We start from the raw sequence: 15987 nt of genomic DNA, 5'->3' as shown, positions 1-15987 counted from the left end.
GTTCCGGTAATGCAACGCTTGCTCCCGGGGTATACATGGTTCATAGATCACCAGATCAGTGCAGCAGATTTACCACATCTTTTTCCCGGCTTTGGGGAATGACTTTTAACGCGGTCAGTTTACCGTTTTTTAAGATGCCTTCCACTGTTGTTTGGCGGGGTGCATGAAGTTTAAAGGATACATCCCATTCTTTCGGCCAGGCAGGAAAAAGATAAATCTTGTTGTCCACAGCTTGTAACAACATTTCCTGCAGACCGATCATGCCCGAACCACCCCAGTTGTGATCAGGTACCCAGTCATAACCCGGCCCCCAGAACGCGGGAAAGCGGCGGCCGCTGTTTTTCAGTTTTAAGATCGCCAGTCGCCTGGCTTCCACTGTTAATCCAAGCCGGGCGGCAAAAATATGATCCTGTTTCCAGCCCACAGCACTTCTGAACTTCAGGGCAAAGGTATCCAGCTGATAGGTGTTGATGGCGGTATCCAGACCAGGTCTTCCCACACCAAAGATACCCCAGGGAAAAACCGGGTAAAGCATGGAAGACTCCGTATTGTTTATCCTTGCCCATACCCGTGCCGGTGCAATGGTGGTCTTCCCATTGTATTGCATAAAGGGAATGGGGGGAATTCTTTTCAGAAAAGCGGTGAAATAATTCCGTTCTTCATCTGTTAAGGGAACCGGTGCTGATAATAATTTTTGAGTCACCGTTTTTAAAGCTGCGATGGTGGAGCTGGCGTTATATGCCAATTTAAACGTTTCTGCACCGGAACCAGGATAGAGTACCAGGTGGCCATTCTGATCCAGGATTTTATTGCCGCTCTTTTTAGCAAGGTATTGGTAATGCTCATCAAAGAAAACCAGGCAGCTTTTGATCAACGGGAGATAGGTAGCAATAGACATACCCTCATAGTCTTGAGCTTCCAGCAGCATCATGCAAAACTCCAGCACGGTATCCCATTCGTATTCCAGCCAGGCATTGTATTCCATGCCAGGGTCGAAGTCTGCCGGGCGTTTCCAGCCATATTCTGTAGGATTGGGCAACCCGAAATTTTCAATCTGCTCATTAAAGTTGGCACCCTTATGATTCCAGTAATGCTTGCTGCGCAGTTCAGCGGTATGTAACAGCCGGTTGTAAAAATCGAATTGCGGCTTCATCAGTTCCGCGTCTCCGCTTTTCAGCATCGGCCAGTATACCAGGCGCTGGTTCTGCGCGGTAAACGTGCCGCCGCCCCAGTTCCGGTGGTCGGGTGTGCCGCGGATCGTGCTATCCGTAAATACCGGGTCTACGGTAAACAGGCCTCCGTTAAATTTCGTGGGATAGGAGCCGTAGGCATTGGCCGCCAGCATATACCGAAAAAGCTGGTAATTGCGCCCCAGCTGCCAGGCGGTATCTGCCGGGTCTTTTTTATCCGGGTTGATGCAGATATAGCTCCGGCTCCAGAACTGCTGCCACCACTGCCATGTAGCGGCCTGGTCCTTTGCTGCGGAACGGCTTTTTTGAACCAGTGCTTCCAGTTCACGCAGCCAGGCGCTCAGGCTGTGGGTTTGATGATTGTGCAGTGTGATTCGCAATGCATGGTGCTTCTGCGCGCTGCGGCTTTTCAGGCTCCAGCTTTTAAAGGGCGTATTTGTATAGATGCCTTCACCCGTTGCTCCGGCAACAAAGCCAGTACCTTCCACTATGCCACCGGAGGTAAGCCAGCGGAGCGGGTTAAAAAGCTGCTGTTTAACACCTGTTAGCTTTTGCTGCGCTACCGCAGCATCAAACACCGTAGAGTCGGTATTGCGGTGATAAAAAAGGATGCGATCCTTATCAAAGCGAACGGTATCTTTTTTTGTGATCACGTTTACATGGCGGGCCCACTTCCAGGAATTGGCATTGTTCTCTTTGCCTTTTTGAAGACGATCGGCAAACCGCCAGTTTTCGTATACAGCTTCGGCAGTAACCGGAACCGAGCTGTTGATGTCGATATGGACCACCGGTTGAAATACAGAGACCCAAACCTGTAATGTTGCGGTTCCTTTTGCGTTTTTTGTCCGGATGACCGCCGATCCCTTTTGAAGATCCAATTGTTGCTGGAAGGATCCATTTTCAAAGATGTTGGGATATAACCGGATCCGAAGACGCCCCCCCTTTAGAAGGGTATTGTTTTCATCAAAGGCACCGCTTTGCGAAAAATAGAGCAACACCTCGTTGTTTTCTACCCAAAGATTGGTTCCAACCGACCCGCCGCCAACGGGCATCGATTCTGATGCATTCCTGCTCTGCGTATTCCATGCTACGGCATAATCCTGTATCAGGGATTGTGCCGGGGTTGTGCCCGTTAGCATGAGTAGGCCCACACAAAAGAATAAGCGAAGCATGATATATAATTGTTATTACTACAATTATAAAAGTAAATCAAATATCCTTCTAAGACCGGTTTTTAGTCTTTATTTTTGCCGATGTATACCGTTCTGTACGTTGATCATCGGAATCTGGCGTAACTTTAACGATTGCTGCCGATTGTCACAAATACTGCCTTAAAGTTGATGGTAAGCCAAAAGTTTATTATTATTGACCTGATTTTTTTGCCGCACAAATATGGAACAAGCAGAAAAGAAGCAGGGATCTTTTAAAAATATCTGGTACGGGATCGGACGTAAACGGATCGAGATTCCGTTCCCGGTGCTCCGCGATAAGATCCTGAAAGACCCACTGCTGAACAGTTTATACATTTCCAGTCTGGGTTTTTATCCCAATGCCAAAGCGCATTTTACCAAACGGAAGAAAGGTTTGCCCGGAAATATGTTGTTCTATTGTGTGGACGGGCATGGTTTTTTTGAATATGGCGGGGAACATTTTGACGTAGGGCCTAATGAATTTTTTATGCTGCCCTGTAATGAAGCACATGCATACGGCTCTGCTGAAAAAGATCCCTGGAGCATTTACTGGATCCATTTCGGAGGAATGAACCTCCCGTATTTTAATGAAATGAATGCGGTGAAGGATGGTTTCAAGCCTACCCGTGTAAAAGACAACGGGGAGATTCCCATACTGTTTAATAAAATGTATGAAGCGCTGGAGTTGGGTTACAGTGCCGATAATCTGTATTTTGCGAACCTGAGCCTGCGGCAGTTCTTCTCCTATTTTATTTATAACAGCAGGCATTATCCCGTTGTGGAGAAAAAAGAGCTGGATGCTGTAGATAGCGCTATTTTATATATGCAGGAACGCCTGCAGGAGAGTATTACCTTAAAAGACCTGAGCCGGCACTCCAATTATTCGGTATCGCGTTTTTCCAATTTATTCAAGCAAAAAACCGGTTATGCGCCTATGGACTATTTTATGCAGATGAAGATTCAGCAGGCCTGCCAGCTGCTCGACTTTACCGATAAGGCCATTAAAGACGTGGCCATCACTATGGGTTTTGACGACCCGTATTATTTTTCAAAACGATTCAAACAGGTTATTGGAATGCCCCCATTGAAATACAGGGCTATTAAGAAAGATTAAAAAACAATTATGAGAAAAATGAACATATTGGGATGCGTTGCCGTATTAGCAATGCTATCCTGTGCCCGCAAAACTGCACCCGAAAAAAGCAATACGGGTATCGATGCCATTACTTTTATGTCGTATAATGTGCATCACTGTAATCCTCCTTCCAAGCCAGGCGTCATCGACGTGGATGCCATTGTGCGGGTAATAAAAAGGGAGAATCCCGATGTGGTGGCCTTGCAGGAAATCGATGTCAATACCGGCCGTTCGGGAAAGATCAACCAGGCGGCCTTATTATCACAGAAAACCGGTTATCATGCATTTCACTTTTCAAAATCGATCGATCATGATGGCGGCGACTATGGAATCATGATCCTTTCAAAATATCCGTTATCGGATATGTCAACCCATAAATTACCCACAGACCCCGCAACAGGTGGGGAACCCCGGGTTTTATCATTAGCTACGGCAACATTGCCAGACGGAAAAAAAGTCAGGGTGGCTTCAACACATCTCGATTTTCATGGAAAAACCAATGGGAAATTGCAGATGACTGAAGTGAACCGGATCCTTGCCGATGAAAAGCTACCGGTGATTATCGGAGGTGATTTTAATGCTACCGAAAACAGCGAAACCATCCAGTTACTGGATCAGTCATTTACCCGAACCTGTAAAAACTGTGCATTTACAATAGAAGAGGGCAAAGAAAAACAAGCCATCGACTTTATTGCGTACAAGCCTGGTAACGTGTTCTCGGCGCTTTCGCACCGGGTCATTGCTGAAGATTATGCTTCGGATCACCGGCCGGTGCAGGCGGTGCTGAAGATCAGCTTTTAATGAGCTCCGTATTGAAACATCTGCCGGTGCCGGAGGGTGCTGCCCGGTAGCTGCAGAAAAGCGCAATCGGAATGTTCGGCGATCCGTGTCCGGGTATAACACCCCGGGCATTTCAGGTAGGTGGGAGTGGGTTGTTTTGGAAATGGATGGGTTTTTTTGCGATATTTGGAATCGGGTCCTTAAACAAATGGCTACCGGCAAAGTCTAAATGAGTAACTATTTTCCTGCTCCGGCTCATTCCGGGATCAGGAGATGAAAACGGTTCATATGTATAAAGTCTTTCTTTTTTTCTGTATGCTCCTCCCTTCCGGGGTACAGGCTCAATCCAATCCTCAGCGACCCAACATCATTTTTATCCTGGTCGATGACCTGGGATATGGGGATGTGGGGGTCTTTCACCAGAACATGCGAAAGGCTCTGCATGATCCGGCCGTTCCGTTTATGATTACACCTTCCCTGGACCGCATGGCATCCGGCGGGGCCATAGTTACACAGCAATATGCCAATGCACCAGTATGTGTATCCTCCAGGTCATCCCTGCTTACCGGCGTTACGCAAGGTCATGCTGTTGTGCGCAATAACCAGTTTGACCGGGCGCTGGAAAATAATTATACCATAGCATCCACTCTGAAAGCAGCGGGCTATAGTACGGTGGCCATTGGTAAATGGGGCTTGCAGGGTACTGGTAAAAAAGACTGGCCCGGGCATCCGCTGAAAAGAGGGTTTGATTACTATTATGGGTATATACGGCATAGCGACGGTCATGAGCATTATCCCAAGGAAGGTCTTTACCGCAAAACAAAGGAAGTATATGATAACACCGTGAATGTTACAGACGGCCTGGATAAATGTTATACCGGTGATCTCTGGACAGCCCGCGCCAAACAGTGGATCCTGGATCACCGGAAAGCAAAAAAAGGAACGCCGTTCTTTATGTACCTTGCTTATGACACTCCGCATGCCGTGATCGAACTGCCTACACAAGAGTATCCTGCCGGGGGAGGGCTTACAGGCGGGTTGAAATGGATTGGTAAGCCTGGGCATATGATCAATACGGCCTCAGGCGAAATAGACTCCTGGATGGCGCCCGAATTTAAGAATGCGAAGTACCTTGATAAAGCTACTGGGAAAATGACGCCCTGGAAGGATGTGAATAAACGCTATGCAACAGTAGTGCAGCGACTGGATGCGCAGGTGGGCGATCTGTTACAATTACTGAAGGATCTGAGGATCGACGAAAACACGATCGTTGTGTTTACATCCGACAATGGCCCTTCGCAGGAATCTTACCTGAAAGAGGATTATACACCAGCATTTTTCCAGGGGTATGGGCCCTTTGACGGTATCAAGCGCGATCAATGGGAAGGAGGCATGCGTACACCTACGATCGTACAATGGAAGGGTAAAGTTGCCCCGGGAAAAACTGTGCGGCAACCCTCTTTTCTGTCCGACTGGATGCCTACCTTCCTTGATGCGGCGGGCATGGTTGCCCCCGCAAGAACCGATGGCGTATCATTATTGCCGGCGCTTACGGGCAAAGGCACACAGCAAAAGCAAACGCTTTATTCTGAATATTTCGTTGAAGGAAAGACACCGGGTTATGCTGATTTTGAGGAAAGCCGCCGGAACCGGATGCGCAATCAGATGCAGTTTATACGGGACGGCGATTATGTGGGCGTGCGTTATGACATCAAAAACAGTGATGATGATTTTGAGATCTATGATGTGGTGAAGGATCCGAAAGAAAAGCAGAACCAGGCGTCGGAGCTTCCGGAACTGCAAAAAAGATTTAAAGAAAAAGTCCTGCAAATGCGGATCCGATCCGAAGAAGCACCGCGCCCCTACGACAGTGTACCGGTTCCGCCAGTTCCGGAAAACGGTGCAGAAAAAGGCATCCGTTACCAACTTTATAAAGGATCCTTTTTATGGGTGCCCCAAGTTGCAGTGTTACCGGCCGTAAAGTCGGGCCGCACTGACCTGAAGACCGCAACAAACGCTTTATCCAATGCCGACGCAGGCTCTATTACCGGTTATATCCGCGTTCCGGCGGATGGAGCCTATACATTTTATCTAAAGGCGGAGGGAAAAGCTTTTATCCGCCTGCATAATATTGCCTTGCTGGATGCAGACTATAGATACATTCCTGGCACGGAATTGCAGCAGACACTTTTACTTAAAGCAGGTTTGCATCCAATCCGGTTATCGTTTAAAAAAGAGGAGCAGCGCATAGGCGGCGAGCTGTACTGGAGCGGACCGGGTTTCGAGAAACGGTTATTGAAGCGGGAGGATTTTTATTAAAATGAAGTACGCGTTGTTGCGGACGTCGATGCGTGCCGTATCCATTCATTTTTACGGCCTTGTTTTGCAAATACACAACTGAATATATGTTTTACAGAGGCATTGGGCTGTTGCTGCTTGCAGGCATTTGCTTTGGAGCCGGAGCACAGGCCCGCCCCAATATCATATTGATACTTGCAGATGATCTGGGTTATAAGGATTGCGGCTTTACAGGCAGCAAGACCTTTCAAACCCCGGTGATCGACGGGTTGTCGCGCAGTGGAATGGTGTTTACCCAGGCCTATGCGGCTGCAGGCAACTGTGCCCCTTCAAGAGCCTGTTTAATGAGCGGACTTTATACGCCCCGGCATGGCGTATATGCCGTGGGCAGCACCACGCGCGGAGCCAAAGATCAGATGCGCCTGCTGCCGGTTCCCAATACAAACAGTCTCCGGCCGGGTATCGTTACCATGGCCGAGGCATTAAAGGCAAAGGGCTATGCAACCGGGTTGTTTGGTAAATGGCACCTGGGAAAAGAAACCGCTACCAGCCCTTTGGCTCAGGGATTTGACACTTATGTGGATACCCGGCTCCCCAATCCCAACAAACGAAGAAATGAACCGGAGGACCCTAAAGGAATCTTTTCCCTAACAGATGCTGCTTTGAATTTTGTGGAGAAAAACAAGCAACATCCATTTTTTGTGTTTCTGTCGCATCATGCCATTCATTCGGCCCAGGAGGCAAGACCTGCCAGCATCGAACGGTTCCGGAAGCAGGGATTAACTGCCCGCCAGGCGCTTTATGCAGCCTGTGTCTACGATCTGGATGAGAGCATCGGAAAAGTAAAACAGTACCTGGAAACTGCAGGACTTTCCTCAAACACGCTGGTGATTTTTACCAGCGATAATGGGGCTACGCAGGAGTCTTCACAGGAACCACTGCGGGGTAACAAAGGCTGTTATTATGAAGGGGGGATCCGCGAACCCTTTATCGCCTGGTGGCCCGGGAAAATAAAACCGGGCTATAACGCTACGCCGGTGATCAATATTGATCTGTACCCAACTTTTCTTGAACTGGCAGGTGGGGCGGTCTCAAACCTGGATGGGGAGAGTCTTTTGCCGCTGCTAACGGGGCGCGCAGGATATACCCGCAGGCCGGCCCTATTCTGGCATTTTCCTGGTTACCTGGATCAGCCGGTGATCCGTGGGAGGGATCAGGTATTTCGTTCAAGACCGGTGACTGTAATCCGGAAAGGAGATTGGAAGCTGCACCTGTATCATGAAGAATGGCTGTTGGATGGTGGCGATGCGGCTATCGATCACAACAATGCCATCGAGTTATACAACCTCAAAGCAGACGAGGGGGAGCGGAATAATCTTGCATCGGGGAATAAAGCCAAACGCGACGAGCTGCTGAAAGACCTGTTGCAGTGGTTGAAACAAACAAAAGCACCCCTGCCGCAGCCACTAAAAGACCGGAAACAACTGGATCAGGGCGATAACGCAGAAAGCGAATGACTTATTTTTATCCCGCAGATGGGCGCGGATTCCTCTGGTACCGGTTTAGCGTAAATCAGCGGGAATAAATAAAGCGAGACTACTTCGTTGTGGGGCCCGCTACTTTCAGCAAGCCGTTTTTATCAATGTTCATAGGATCGATAAATACCACCCGCTCATCACCGGTCTGGCTGGTGCGGGCGTGATAAACGCAATACATTTGTTTGCCATCGGGTGAAAAGGTAATGCTGTTATGCCCGGTTCCGGTAACGATGCCGCCTTTTTCAATATTCTTTTGCAATACCGGGTTGTTGGCTGCCTTTTTAAAGGGACCTAATGGTGTTTTGGAGGTAGCATAGCCCACGGCATAGTTTTTACCGCCAAAATAATTGGCAGAATACATCATATAGTAAAGATTCTTATGCTTAAAGATAAAGGAGCCTTCGGTCCAGCGCCGGTTCACTTCTTTTGAGGTAACGGAGCGGCTTTCCCATTCCGATTGCCGGTCGCTCATCTTTACAGGCGGACGCAGCAGCAAGACGGGTTCACCAATAACACCGCTGAAATCCGGTTTCAACTCCACCCCGTATACCCAGCTTTCTTCGATCTCTTTAAACCAGCCCTTTTTCCTGGCCCAGTCGGCGATTTCACTATCAACGGCGTGTTTATAACAGCAGCGGGAATAGTAAAGATATACTTTTCCGTCGGGTTCAAATAAAACATTGGCGTCGATGAGGGGATAGCCCGGATCAAAAACCGGCCGTGCATATAGGTCAACAAAAGGTCCTGTGGGTTTGTCCGCAACCGCAACACCGATCTTGAAATTTTCCAGTTCGTTGTTTGGGTTTTCTTTCCATTGTGCACTGTAGAACAGGTAAAATTTACCATTATGTTCATATACCTCTGGCGCCCAGAACGAATGGATGCCCCACCCGTTTTTATTATCTCCGGAATAAATCTGTCCCTCCGGTTTCCAGTTTACCAGGTCTTTTGAGGAATAAGCGCTGAACCCTTTTTTTGCGCCGCCGCCTGTGCCGTACATATAATATTGGTCTCCTTTTACGTGCAACACATATGGGTCGCCAAATTGAACGGGCAGCGGATTATTGGAAACCGCGGTGGTATTTTGGGCGATCCCGATCTGAAGGGACAGTAAAAGAAAAAATAGCGAAATCGTTCGTTTCATTATCAAATAATTTAATGGGTTGCGTTTACAGATTGCTGCCATTGCTGCAATGTGGCATCCAGCGCAGCCACACGGCTGGGATACACTGCGGCCAGATCGGTTTTTTCACCGGGATCCTCATCCAGGTTATATAATTCCTTATGTCCGTCGTCAAAAAAAGTAATCAGCTTCCAGGCGCCGCTGCGGATGCTCCCCGCAGACCGGCCGCCTAAGAAATGTGGCTTTTCCAGCGGATAATGCCAGTAAAAATCCCGTTGAGGCAAAGATCCTTCCGGGTTTTGTAGCAATGAGCTGAATGAAATGCCGTCCAATGGCTGGTGCCTGCCTTTGGCACCGGTTAACGCTGCCAGCGTAGGATAAATATCATAACTGGCAAGTGGTTGTTTGCAAATGGCGTTCGCCTGTATTTTTCCGGGCCACCAGGCTATAAACGGCTCACGGATGCCGCCTTCATATAACGTACTTTTGCCGCCCCGCAGTGGTGCATTGGTGGTAATGGTTGTTTCACCGCCGTTGTCGCTGGTAAAAATAATAAGAGTATTGCGATCGATTTGCAGCTCTTTTAAAAGATGCACAATGGCACCCACGCCATCATCGATCCCTTTGAGCTGTGCTGCCAGGTGCGGATTATTGCGGGTGGCTTTTGAGCCGGAAGGCCATTTTTTATAAGGGGCGTTTTCCGGGTTTTGTTGGCTTGGCGGACTGGCACCCGCATTTTTTTTTCGCTGAAAATGGCGAACCAGTTCCGGTTTGCCGTGTACCGTTGTATGAACTGCATAATGGCTCAGGAACAAAAAGAAAGGCTGGTTCCGGTTCCGCTTTATAAATTCCAGGGCTTCCAGGTTTTGTCGGTCGGTAATATATTCATGAGTTCCCGGCAGCCGTTTTACAATTTCGCGGTTGAAATCATAAGGATAAAAATATGTGCCTTCACCAATCCCCCGGTTCTCGCTTACAAGTACTTCATCAAATCCATGCCGGTCTGGGAGCGTTTCCTCCGGCGCACCTTCTTTTACATACCCGGACAAATGCCATTTTCCAACAATACCCGTATGATAACCCTGCATTTTTAACAGTTCAGGAAGCGTTACATAACCGGTATCCAGGTGCCTGGCAGCCCGGGGACGCAGGTAGTCGGTAATGCCGACACGCGCCGGGTATTGGCCGGTCATTAATGCCACGCGGTAGGGAGAGCAAACGGGAGCAGCAGCGTAGAAGCAGGAGAACCGCATGCCTTCGGTTGCAAGCCGGTCCAATGCAGGCGTTTCGTTAAAGGTATTTCCATAACTGCCCAGTTCGCTATAGCCCAGGTCATCGGCGAGGATAAAAATAATATTGGGCCGTTGCTGTGCCTCCGTATATAAGGACAACAATAAAGAGAAAAAGATCATATGACGTTTCAGCCTGGAAAAATGCATTTAACCTGTACGATTGCTTCACGCAATATAAACAACTCTCCCCGATCTGCGCCATATAAGTCGACCATCTGGCTGTAACAAATGTAGGGATTGCTGTAACAAATGTCGGAAAAACAGTGCTGAGGCTGATTTTCCTTGGTAATAAAAGTAAAAGTCTACTAAATTTGTGGACTTTTATAATTTTTATCAAACAATTTAGAAACGACATGATGACCCCTGTTTTAAAAGGTTGTTCCGGCGCCCACCGGCGATCCGGTAACTGCAAGACAATTGTTACAGCAATCCCTACAATAATGACAGTGCCAGGTATCGGCTGTTGCTATATTGCGGCCACGATTGCAGGAAGTATTGCTGCTATTCAGCACCCTATCTTTTTATTGAATTGCTAAAATGTCATTATGAGAACTGTAGTATTAATAAATTACAGCCGGACGCCGGGCTTTCGGAAACAGCTATTGATCCTGTTTGCCATATTGCTGGCAGGCATCACTGCGGGGGCGCAGGACAACCGGATCCGGGTAACGGGAACCATAAAAAATTTATGGGGTGATCCCGTACCGGATGCTTCGGTGATTGTAAAAGGCCGCAGTGCCGGAACTACATCTAAATCCGACGGAACCTTTTCCCTCAATGTTCCCGGAAATGCGGTATTACTGGTGTCACATGCACAATACAAGCGGGTAGAAGTGGCTGTGCGCAATAAAACACAATTATTTATTACCCTGGATTCGACCGTGTCTGATATGGATGAGGTGGTGGTTGTGGGGTACGGACAGCTTAAAAAAAGCGATGTGACCGGTGCGATAAGCAAACTGAACCTGGACAAGGAAATGGATAATCGCTTCATATCGGTAACCGAAGCGTTGCAGGGTCGAATGGCCGGAGTACAGATCATCAACAATACAGGGGAGCCAGGCGGGGGCGTAACCTTCAACATCCGGGGGAAAACTTCGGTGACCGGTGATAACCAGCCGCTGATCGTTATCGACGGACAGCCCGTTGAATCCAGTTATGGTGCTACCAAGGCGGGTATGGGAGTAGATGGAGGGCTGGATATTTCTGCAGCCAACCCCTTGGCTTCGCTGAATCCGAATGATATTGCTTCCGTGGACATCCTGAAAGATGCTTCATCAACGGCCATTTACGGATCGAGGGGTGCAAATGGTGTAGTATTGATTACCACCAAGTCGGGCAAAGCGGGTAAGAATGGCCGTGATAAACTTACCTATACCACAAGATTTGACCTGAGCCGTTTGCCCCGGAAAATAAAAATGTTAGGTGCCCGCGATTTTATGACCTATAAAAACGAAGCCAACCTGAATGACGGAAAGGACTCGGTGTATACCCAACATGCAATAGACTCCATACTGGCAACCGGCATCAGCATGGACTGGCAGGATGCAATCTATGAAACGGCGTTGTCGCAGGACCACCAGGTTGCTTTATCCGGCCGCGACGGGCGCAACGACTATCTGGTGAGCGGCAATTATTCGGACCAGCGGGGCATCATCAAAAATGCACAGTACAAGCGCTACGGCTTCCGCGCCAATTTTTCGCGGCAGGTCAACGACAAACTGAAGATCAGTATTAAAAATTATTTTTCGATGGCAGACCGGTATTATGGTCAGCAATCCAACTGGACCGGTATCATGGGCTCTTCAGCGGTAATGGGCGCATTGGTCACCAACCCGCTTCAGGAGCCTTTTGAGGCGGATGGGGATCTTGACGAAACCTTTGCCAATAATCCGGTGCTGGTAACTACATTGGTGAAGGATAAAACGCAGATCCGCACCCTGACCAGCAACCTGAACCTCGACTATGAGATTGTGAAGGGTTTGAAATACACGCTGCGCGCGGGGTTGAACGATATGTACTCGCTCCGGAATGTATATTATCCGCGCGGTACTTTTGTGGGCAACACGGCTCCCAACGGCTATGCTACCCGGGCAGATAACTCCAATACAAACTATCTGGCAGATCACCTGCTTACATACCGGAAAGTACTGGACCAAAAACATTCGCTGAACATTGTGGCGGGCTACTCCTATCAGCGCTGGATTAACAAATCGACCAGCGTAACGAATATGAATTTTCCTTCGGATCAGATGACCTACTATAATTTCAATAGTGCATTGTCGCCCGGGAGATTCCTCACAAATGGACCCCGCACCAAAGTACTGCAGTCGTTCCTTAGCCGGATCAATTATACCTATGATCAGCGGTATGTGGTGACACTAACGGGCAGGGCGGACGGGTCGTCCCGACTGGCCCCGGGAAATAAATGGAACTTCTTTCCAGCTGCAGGACTAGGATGGAATACGTCAAATGAAGCGTTTTTCGAACCCTGGAAAAAAGTAATCTCTACGTTGAAATTCCGCGCCAGCTATGGTGTCAGCGGAAATGAGAATGTGGCCATCGGAGCCACCCAGGCAAAATATGGAATCGATTATGTGGTGCTGGGCAGCGGTATTGCACCCGGCTATGTACTCAGCGATTTTCAAAACCCAAACCTGGGCTGGGAGAATACAAAGCAGCTGAATATCGGTATGGATCTTTCTTTTTTAAAAGACCGTCTGAGTTTTTCGATCGATTATTATAAAAAGAATACAACCGACCTGCTCATTAACCTGGCCCTACCCAGCTCCTCCGGTTACAGCGATATGTTTACCAATATAGGAGAAGTACTCAATAAGGGCATTGATATGGAGGCCACATATAATGTAATCAACAAAGGGCCACTTACCTGGAATATTTCCGCCAACTTCTCCAAGTATTCCAATAAAGTATTGGATATGGGATCATTGGGTATTACCTATGGCCGCGTTTATGTGGTGGCCGGAGCAATCATTCTTAGTCAGCCCCTGCAAGTGGCAAAAGTCGGTTATCCCATTTCTTCTTTCTGGGGGTATAAAACCAACGGCGTTTACCAAACGCAGGAAGAAGTGGATGCCGGTCCTGAAAAGGGAAAGACAAAACCAGGTATGACCCGGTTTGTAGATGTGAATGGCGACGGGCAGATCACGGAAGATGATAAAACGATTATCGGAAATCCTGCGCCCGATTTTACATATGGGATGAGCCATGAGTTTACCTATAAAAATTTTTCATTCGGGATTAACGTTATTGGAAGCAGGGGCAACCAGCTTATCAACCTGAATCAATGGATGGTAGGTGCCAACAATACCAGCGGTAATTTCAATGCCACGCAGGAAGCCTGGGACCGCCGCTGGACCGGCCCCGGCACCAGCAATCAATATACCCGCCCCACCAATAATACGATTCGCTTTTCGCAGCGGTTTCCCGATTGGATGGTGGAAGATGCCTCCTTCCTGAGGATTCAGACCGTGCGCCTGGGATATGCTTTTAATTTGAAAAAGAAGGCGCCCATTCAGGGATTGCGGGTATTTGTGTCTGCTACAAATCTTTACACCTTTACCAATTATTCCTGGTATGACCCAAACATCAATGCGTTTGATAGCGATGCGCTTGGCAGTGGTATGGATTATGGTACGTTACCGCTGCCCCGTACGTTCTCGGCCGGATTAGAACTAGGGTTGTGATCATTCATTCATTGTATAAAAAAGAATTCATGAAATATATTATTGCATTACTGCTGACAGTCGCTGTATTAGAAGGCTGCAGCTTAAAGGAAGACCTGCTCGATGTGCCCACTCCGGCTACCATCAACAGTGAACGGGACCTGGAAGTGGTAGTAAAGGGATTGTATGCGCGCCTGAATAATTCCAATGCCTTTAAATTCCGGGGCATGGCCATGTTATTTCTTTCCGCAGATGATTTGTATGCCGCTGCGTCTGGTGAGTTGCTGCCTTTTTCGGATCGTACCCTTACTTCGGTAAATGTATCAGGTTTTTGGAGCGTGTTGTATTTTACCATCGGCAGTGCCAATGACCTGATCGCACAGCTGGATGCAAAAAACCTCGATCCCGCGGCGGAACAACGTGCTTACGGAGACGCATATTTTATCAGGGCGTTCTGCTACTATTACCTGGTACGGTTATATGGTGGCGTACCGCTACGGTTGAAGGCTACGGATGTTGATGCTGATTTCTACCTGCCGCGCAGCTCAGTACAGGAAGTGTATACGCAGATCTTTTCTGACCTGGAAAGAGCGGCTGCATTGTTGCCCCTGGCAAAAAACATCCCGGTGGCAGAACTGGGCCGTGCATCCAAAGGAGCGGCGCAGGCCATTTACGCCCAGGCCGCATTAACCTATGGCAATCAGCTGGCGTTAAAAGGACAGGATGGAAATACCTATTATCAGAAAACTATAACCTATGCCGATTCAGTGATCCAAAGCAACCAGTACCAGTTGCTGGCGAATTACAAAGACCTGTTTGACATCAACCGAGAGAATGATGCCTACAACGAAGTGATCTTCGGTGTGCGGTTTATGGTAGATCAGCAGGACCGGGCTCAACCGGCAGCAGGCTCAGAGTTTGCATTGCGCTTTGGTGCACCCAATACGCATCAGGTTTGTGGCAATCCGCCCAATGGAGCGGGAGATGGTTCTATGCGGGTAATGCCCTGGGTAGCGGATTATTATCGTACCGGTGATTACGATTCATTGATCAACGGGATAAAGGTCATCGATTACCGTAACGAAGGCGCTTTTTTTCAGAAAGGGTATAATGTTACCCAAAAAAAATATTATGCTGTGTATCCCAACCTGCCTGCGGCAGATGAAGGGACCATCACCACGCCGCTGATCAGCAAGTATATTGATCCCAATGGCAAAGATGGGCGTAATAACGGGAATGATTTTTTTGTTATTCGTTTTGCAGAGATCTACCTGATAAAAGCTGAAGCAGAAAATGAATTGAACGGACCCACTGCAACAGCGCTTGAAGCCTTCAATAAGGTAAGGGCGCGGGCCCGGAACGCAAATGGTATTCAACGGGCTGTGCCGGCCAATATTGAGCCGGGGATATCCAAAGATGCATTCCGGGTGAAGGTATTTGACGACCGTGGTCTTGAACTGGCAGGGGAAGGACAGCGCTGGTTCGATCTCGTTCGCATGCGCAGTCCGCTGAGCCCGTCACAAACCATGTTTGAATACCAGTTTAAAGAAGTGCTGTCAAAATACCCGCAAAAGATGCCGACGTACAATACGACCACAAAAAAGTATACCAATGAATTTGCCGTCAATGCGCCGCAGATGAGTATTGAGATGCCCAAAAGCCTGCTGTACCCGCTGCCGGCCGATGAGATCACGCAAAATCCGAATATCGGAACTGCCAATCAGAATCCTGGGTGGTAATTTAAACCCGGGAATC

9 protein-coding genes are annotated in these 15987 nt (G+C 48.3%); 6 read left to right on the top strand and 3 right to left on the bottom strand.

Translation table 11 applies throughout. The features are described 5' to 3' along the window. Positions 1-55 precede the first annotated feature (55 nt). Positions 56-2362, bottom strand: a complete 2307-nt coding sequence (locus tag LL912_RS10405) for a DUF5703 domain-containing protein (RefSeq protein WP_235553512.1) — start codon at positions 2360-2362, stop codon at positions 56-58. 220 nt (positions 2363-2582) lie between these two features. Here LL912_RS10405 and LL912_RS10400 point away from each other — a divergent pair, with 220 nt between their 5' ends. The 4 genes from LL912_RS10400 to LL912_RS10385 all read left to right on the top strand — a co-directional run bounded on the left by LL912_RS10400 (position 2583) and on the right by LL912_RS10385 (position 8110). Beyond that, a complete protein-coding gene (locus LL912_RS10400) occupies positions 2583-3494 on the top strand; it encodes an AraC family transcriptional regulator (protein ID WP_235553511.1) in 912 nt (303 codons plus the stop codon). 9 nt (positions 3495-3503) lie between these two features. Next, positions 3504-4316 (top strand): endonuclease/exonuclease/phosphatase family protein, encoded by an 813-nt coding sequence (locus LL912_RS10395; protein ID WP_235553510.1) that lies wholly within the window; start codon positions 3504-3506, stop codon positions 4314-4316. A 267-nt stretch (positions 4317-4583) separates the two neighbouring features. Then, on the top strand, positions 4584-6614 hold the full coding sequence (locus LL912_RS10390) for a sulfatase-like hydrolase/transferase (protein WP_235553509.1): 2031 nt from the start codon (positions 4584-4586) through the stop codon (positions 6612-6614). Positions 6615-6700: 86 nt separating this feature from the next. Further along, a complete protein-coding gene (locus tag LL912_RS10385; protein ID WP_235553508.1) occupies positions 6701-8110 on the top strand; it encodes a sulfatase in 1410 nt (469 codons plus the stop codon). A gap of 79 nt (positions 8111-8189) precedes the next feature. Here the strand turns inward: LL912_RS10385 and LL912_RS10380 are convergent, their stop codons facing one another. Both LL912_RS10380 and LL912_RS10375 read right to left on the bottom strand, forming a co-directional pair. Beyond that, positions 8190-9275: a glycoside hydrolase family 43 protein gene (locus LL912_RS10380; protein WP_235553507.1), complete on the bottom strand. Its 1086-nt coding sequence runs from the start codon at positions 9273-9275 to the stop codon at positions 8190-8192. Between the two features lie 11 nt (positions 9276-9286). Continuing rightward, positions 9287-10693: a sulfatase gene (locus LL912_RS10375; protein ID WP_235553506.1), complete on the bottom strand. Its 1407-nt coding sequence runs from the start codon at positions 10691-10693 to the stop codon at positions 9287-9289. Positions 10694-11091: 398 nt separating this feature from the next. Between LL912_RS10375 and LL912_RS10370 the strand changes: the two genes are divergently transcribed. Together LL912_RS10370 and LL912_RS10365 are read left to right on the top strand one after the other, a co-directional pair. After that, complete coding sequence (locus LL912_RS10370) at positions 11092-14253, top strand: SusC/RagA family TonB-linked outer membrane protein (RefSeq protein ID WP_235553505.1); 3162 nt, start codon at positions 11092-11094, stop codon at positions 14251-14253. 29 nt (positions 14254-14282) lie between these two features. Next, positions 14283-15971: a RagB/SusD family nutrient uptake outer membrane protein gene (locus LL912_RS10365; RefSeq protein WP_235553504.1), complete on the top strand. Its 1689-nt coding sequence runs from the start codon at positions 14283-14285 to the stop codon at positions 15969-15971. The last annotated feature ends 16 nt before the right edge of the window (positions 15972-15987 follow it).

Source organism: Niabella agricola (genome assembly GCF_021538615.1).
In the GTDB taxonomy this organism is placed as follows: domain Bacteria; phylum Bacteroidota; class Bacteroidia; order Chitinophagales; family Chitinophagaceae; genus Niabella; species Niabella agricola.
This window is presented reverse-complemented; position numbering and strand designations above follow the sequence as displayed.

Bases quoted from the DNA above. Each gene is read 5' to 3' on its own strand.
- LL912_RS10405 (WP_235553512.1), bottom strand. From the start codon at position 2,362: ATGCTTCGCTTATTCTTTTGTGTGGGCCTACTCATGCTAACGGGCACA.
- LL912_RS10400 (WP_235553511.1), top strand. From the start codon at position 2,583: ATGGAACAAGCAGAAAAGAAGCAGGGATCTTTTAAAAATATCTGGTAC.
- LL912_RS10395 (WP_235553510.1), top strand. From the start codon at position 3,504: ATGAGAAAAATGAACATATTGGGATGCGTTGCCGTATTAGCAATGCTA.
- LL912_RS10390 (WP_235553509.1), top strand. From the start codon at position 4,584: ATGTATAAAGTCTTTCTTTTTTTCTGTATGCTCCTCCCTTCCGGGGTA.
- LL912_RS10385 (WP_235553508.1), top strand. From the start codon at position 6,701: ATGTTTTACAGAGGCATTGGGCTGTTGCTGCTTGCAGGCATTTGCTTT.
- LL912_RS10380 (WP_235553507.1), bottom strand. From the start codon at position 9,275: ATGAAACGAACGATTTCGCTATTTTTTCTTTTACTGTCCCTTCAGATC.
- LL912_RS10375 (WP_235553506.1), bottom strand. From the start codon at position 10,693: ATGCATTTTTCCAGGCTGAAACGTCATATGATCTTTTTCTCTTTATTG.
- LL912_RS10370 (WP_235553505.1), top strand. From the start codon at position 11,092: ATGAGAACTGTAGTATTAATAAATTACAGCCGGACGCCGGGCTTTCGG.
- LL912_RS10365 (WP_235553504.1), top strand. From the start codon at position 14,283: ATGAAATATATTATTGCATTACTGCTGACAGTCGCTGTATTAGAAGGC.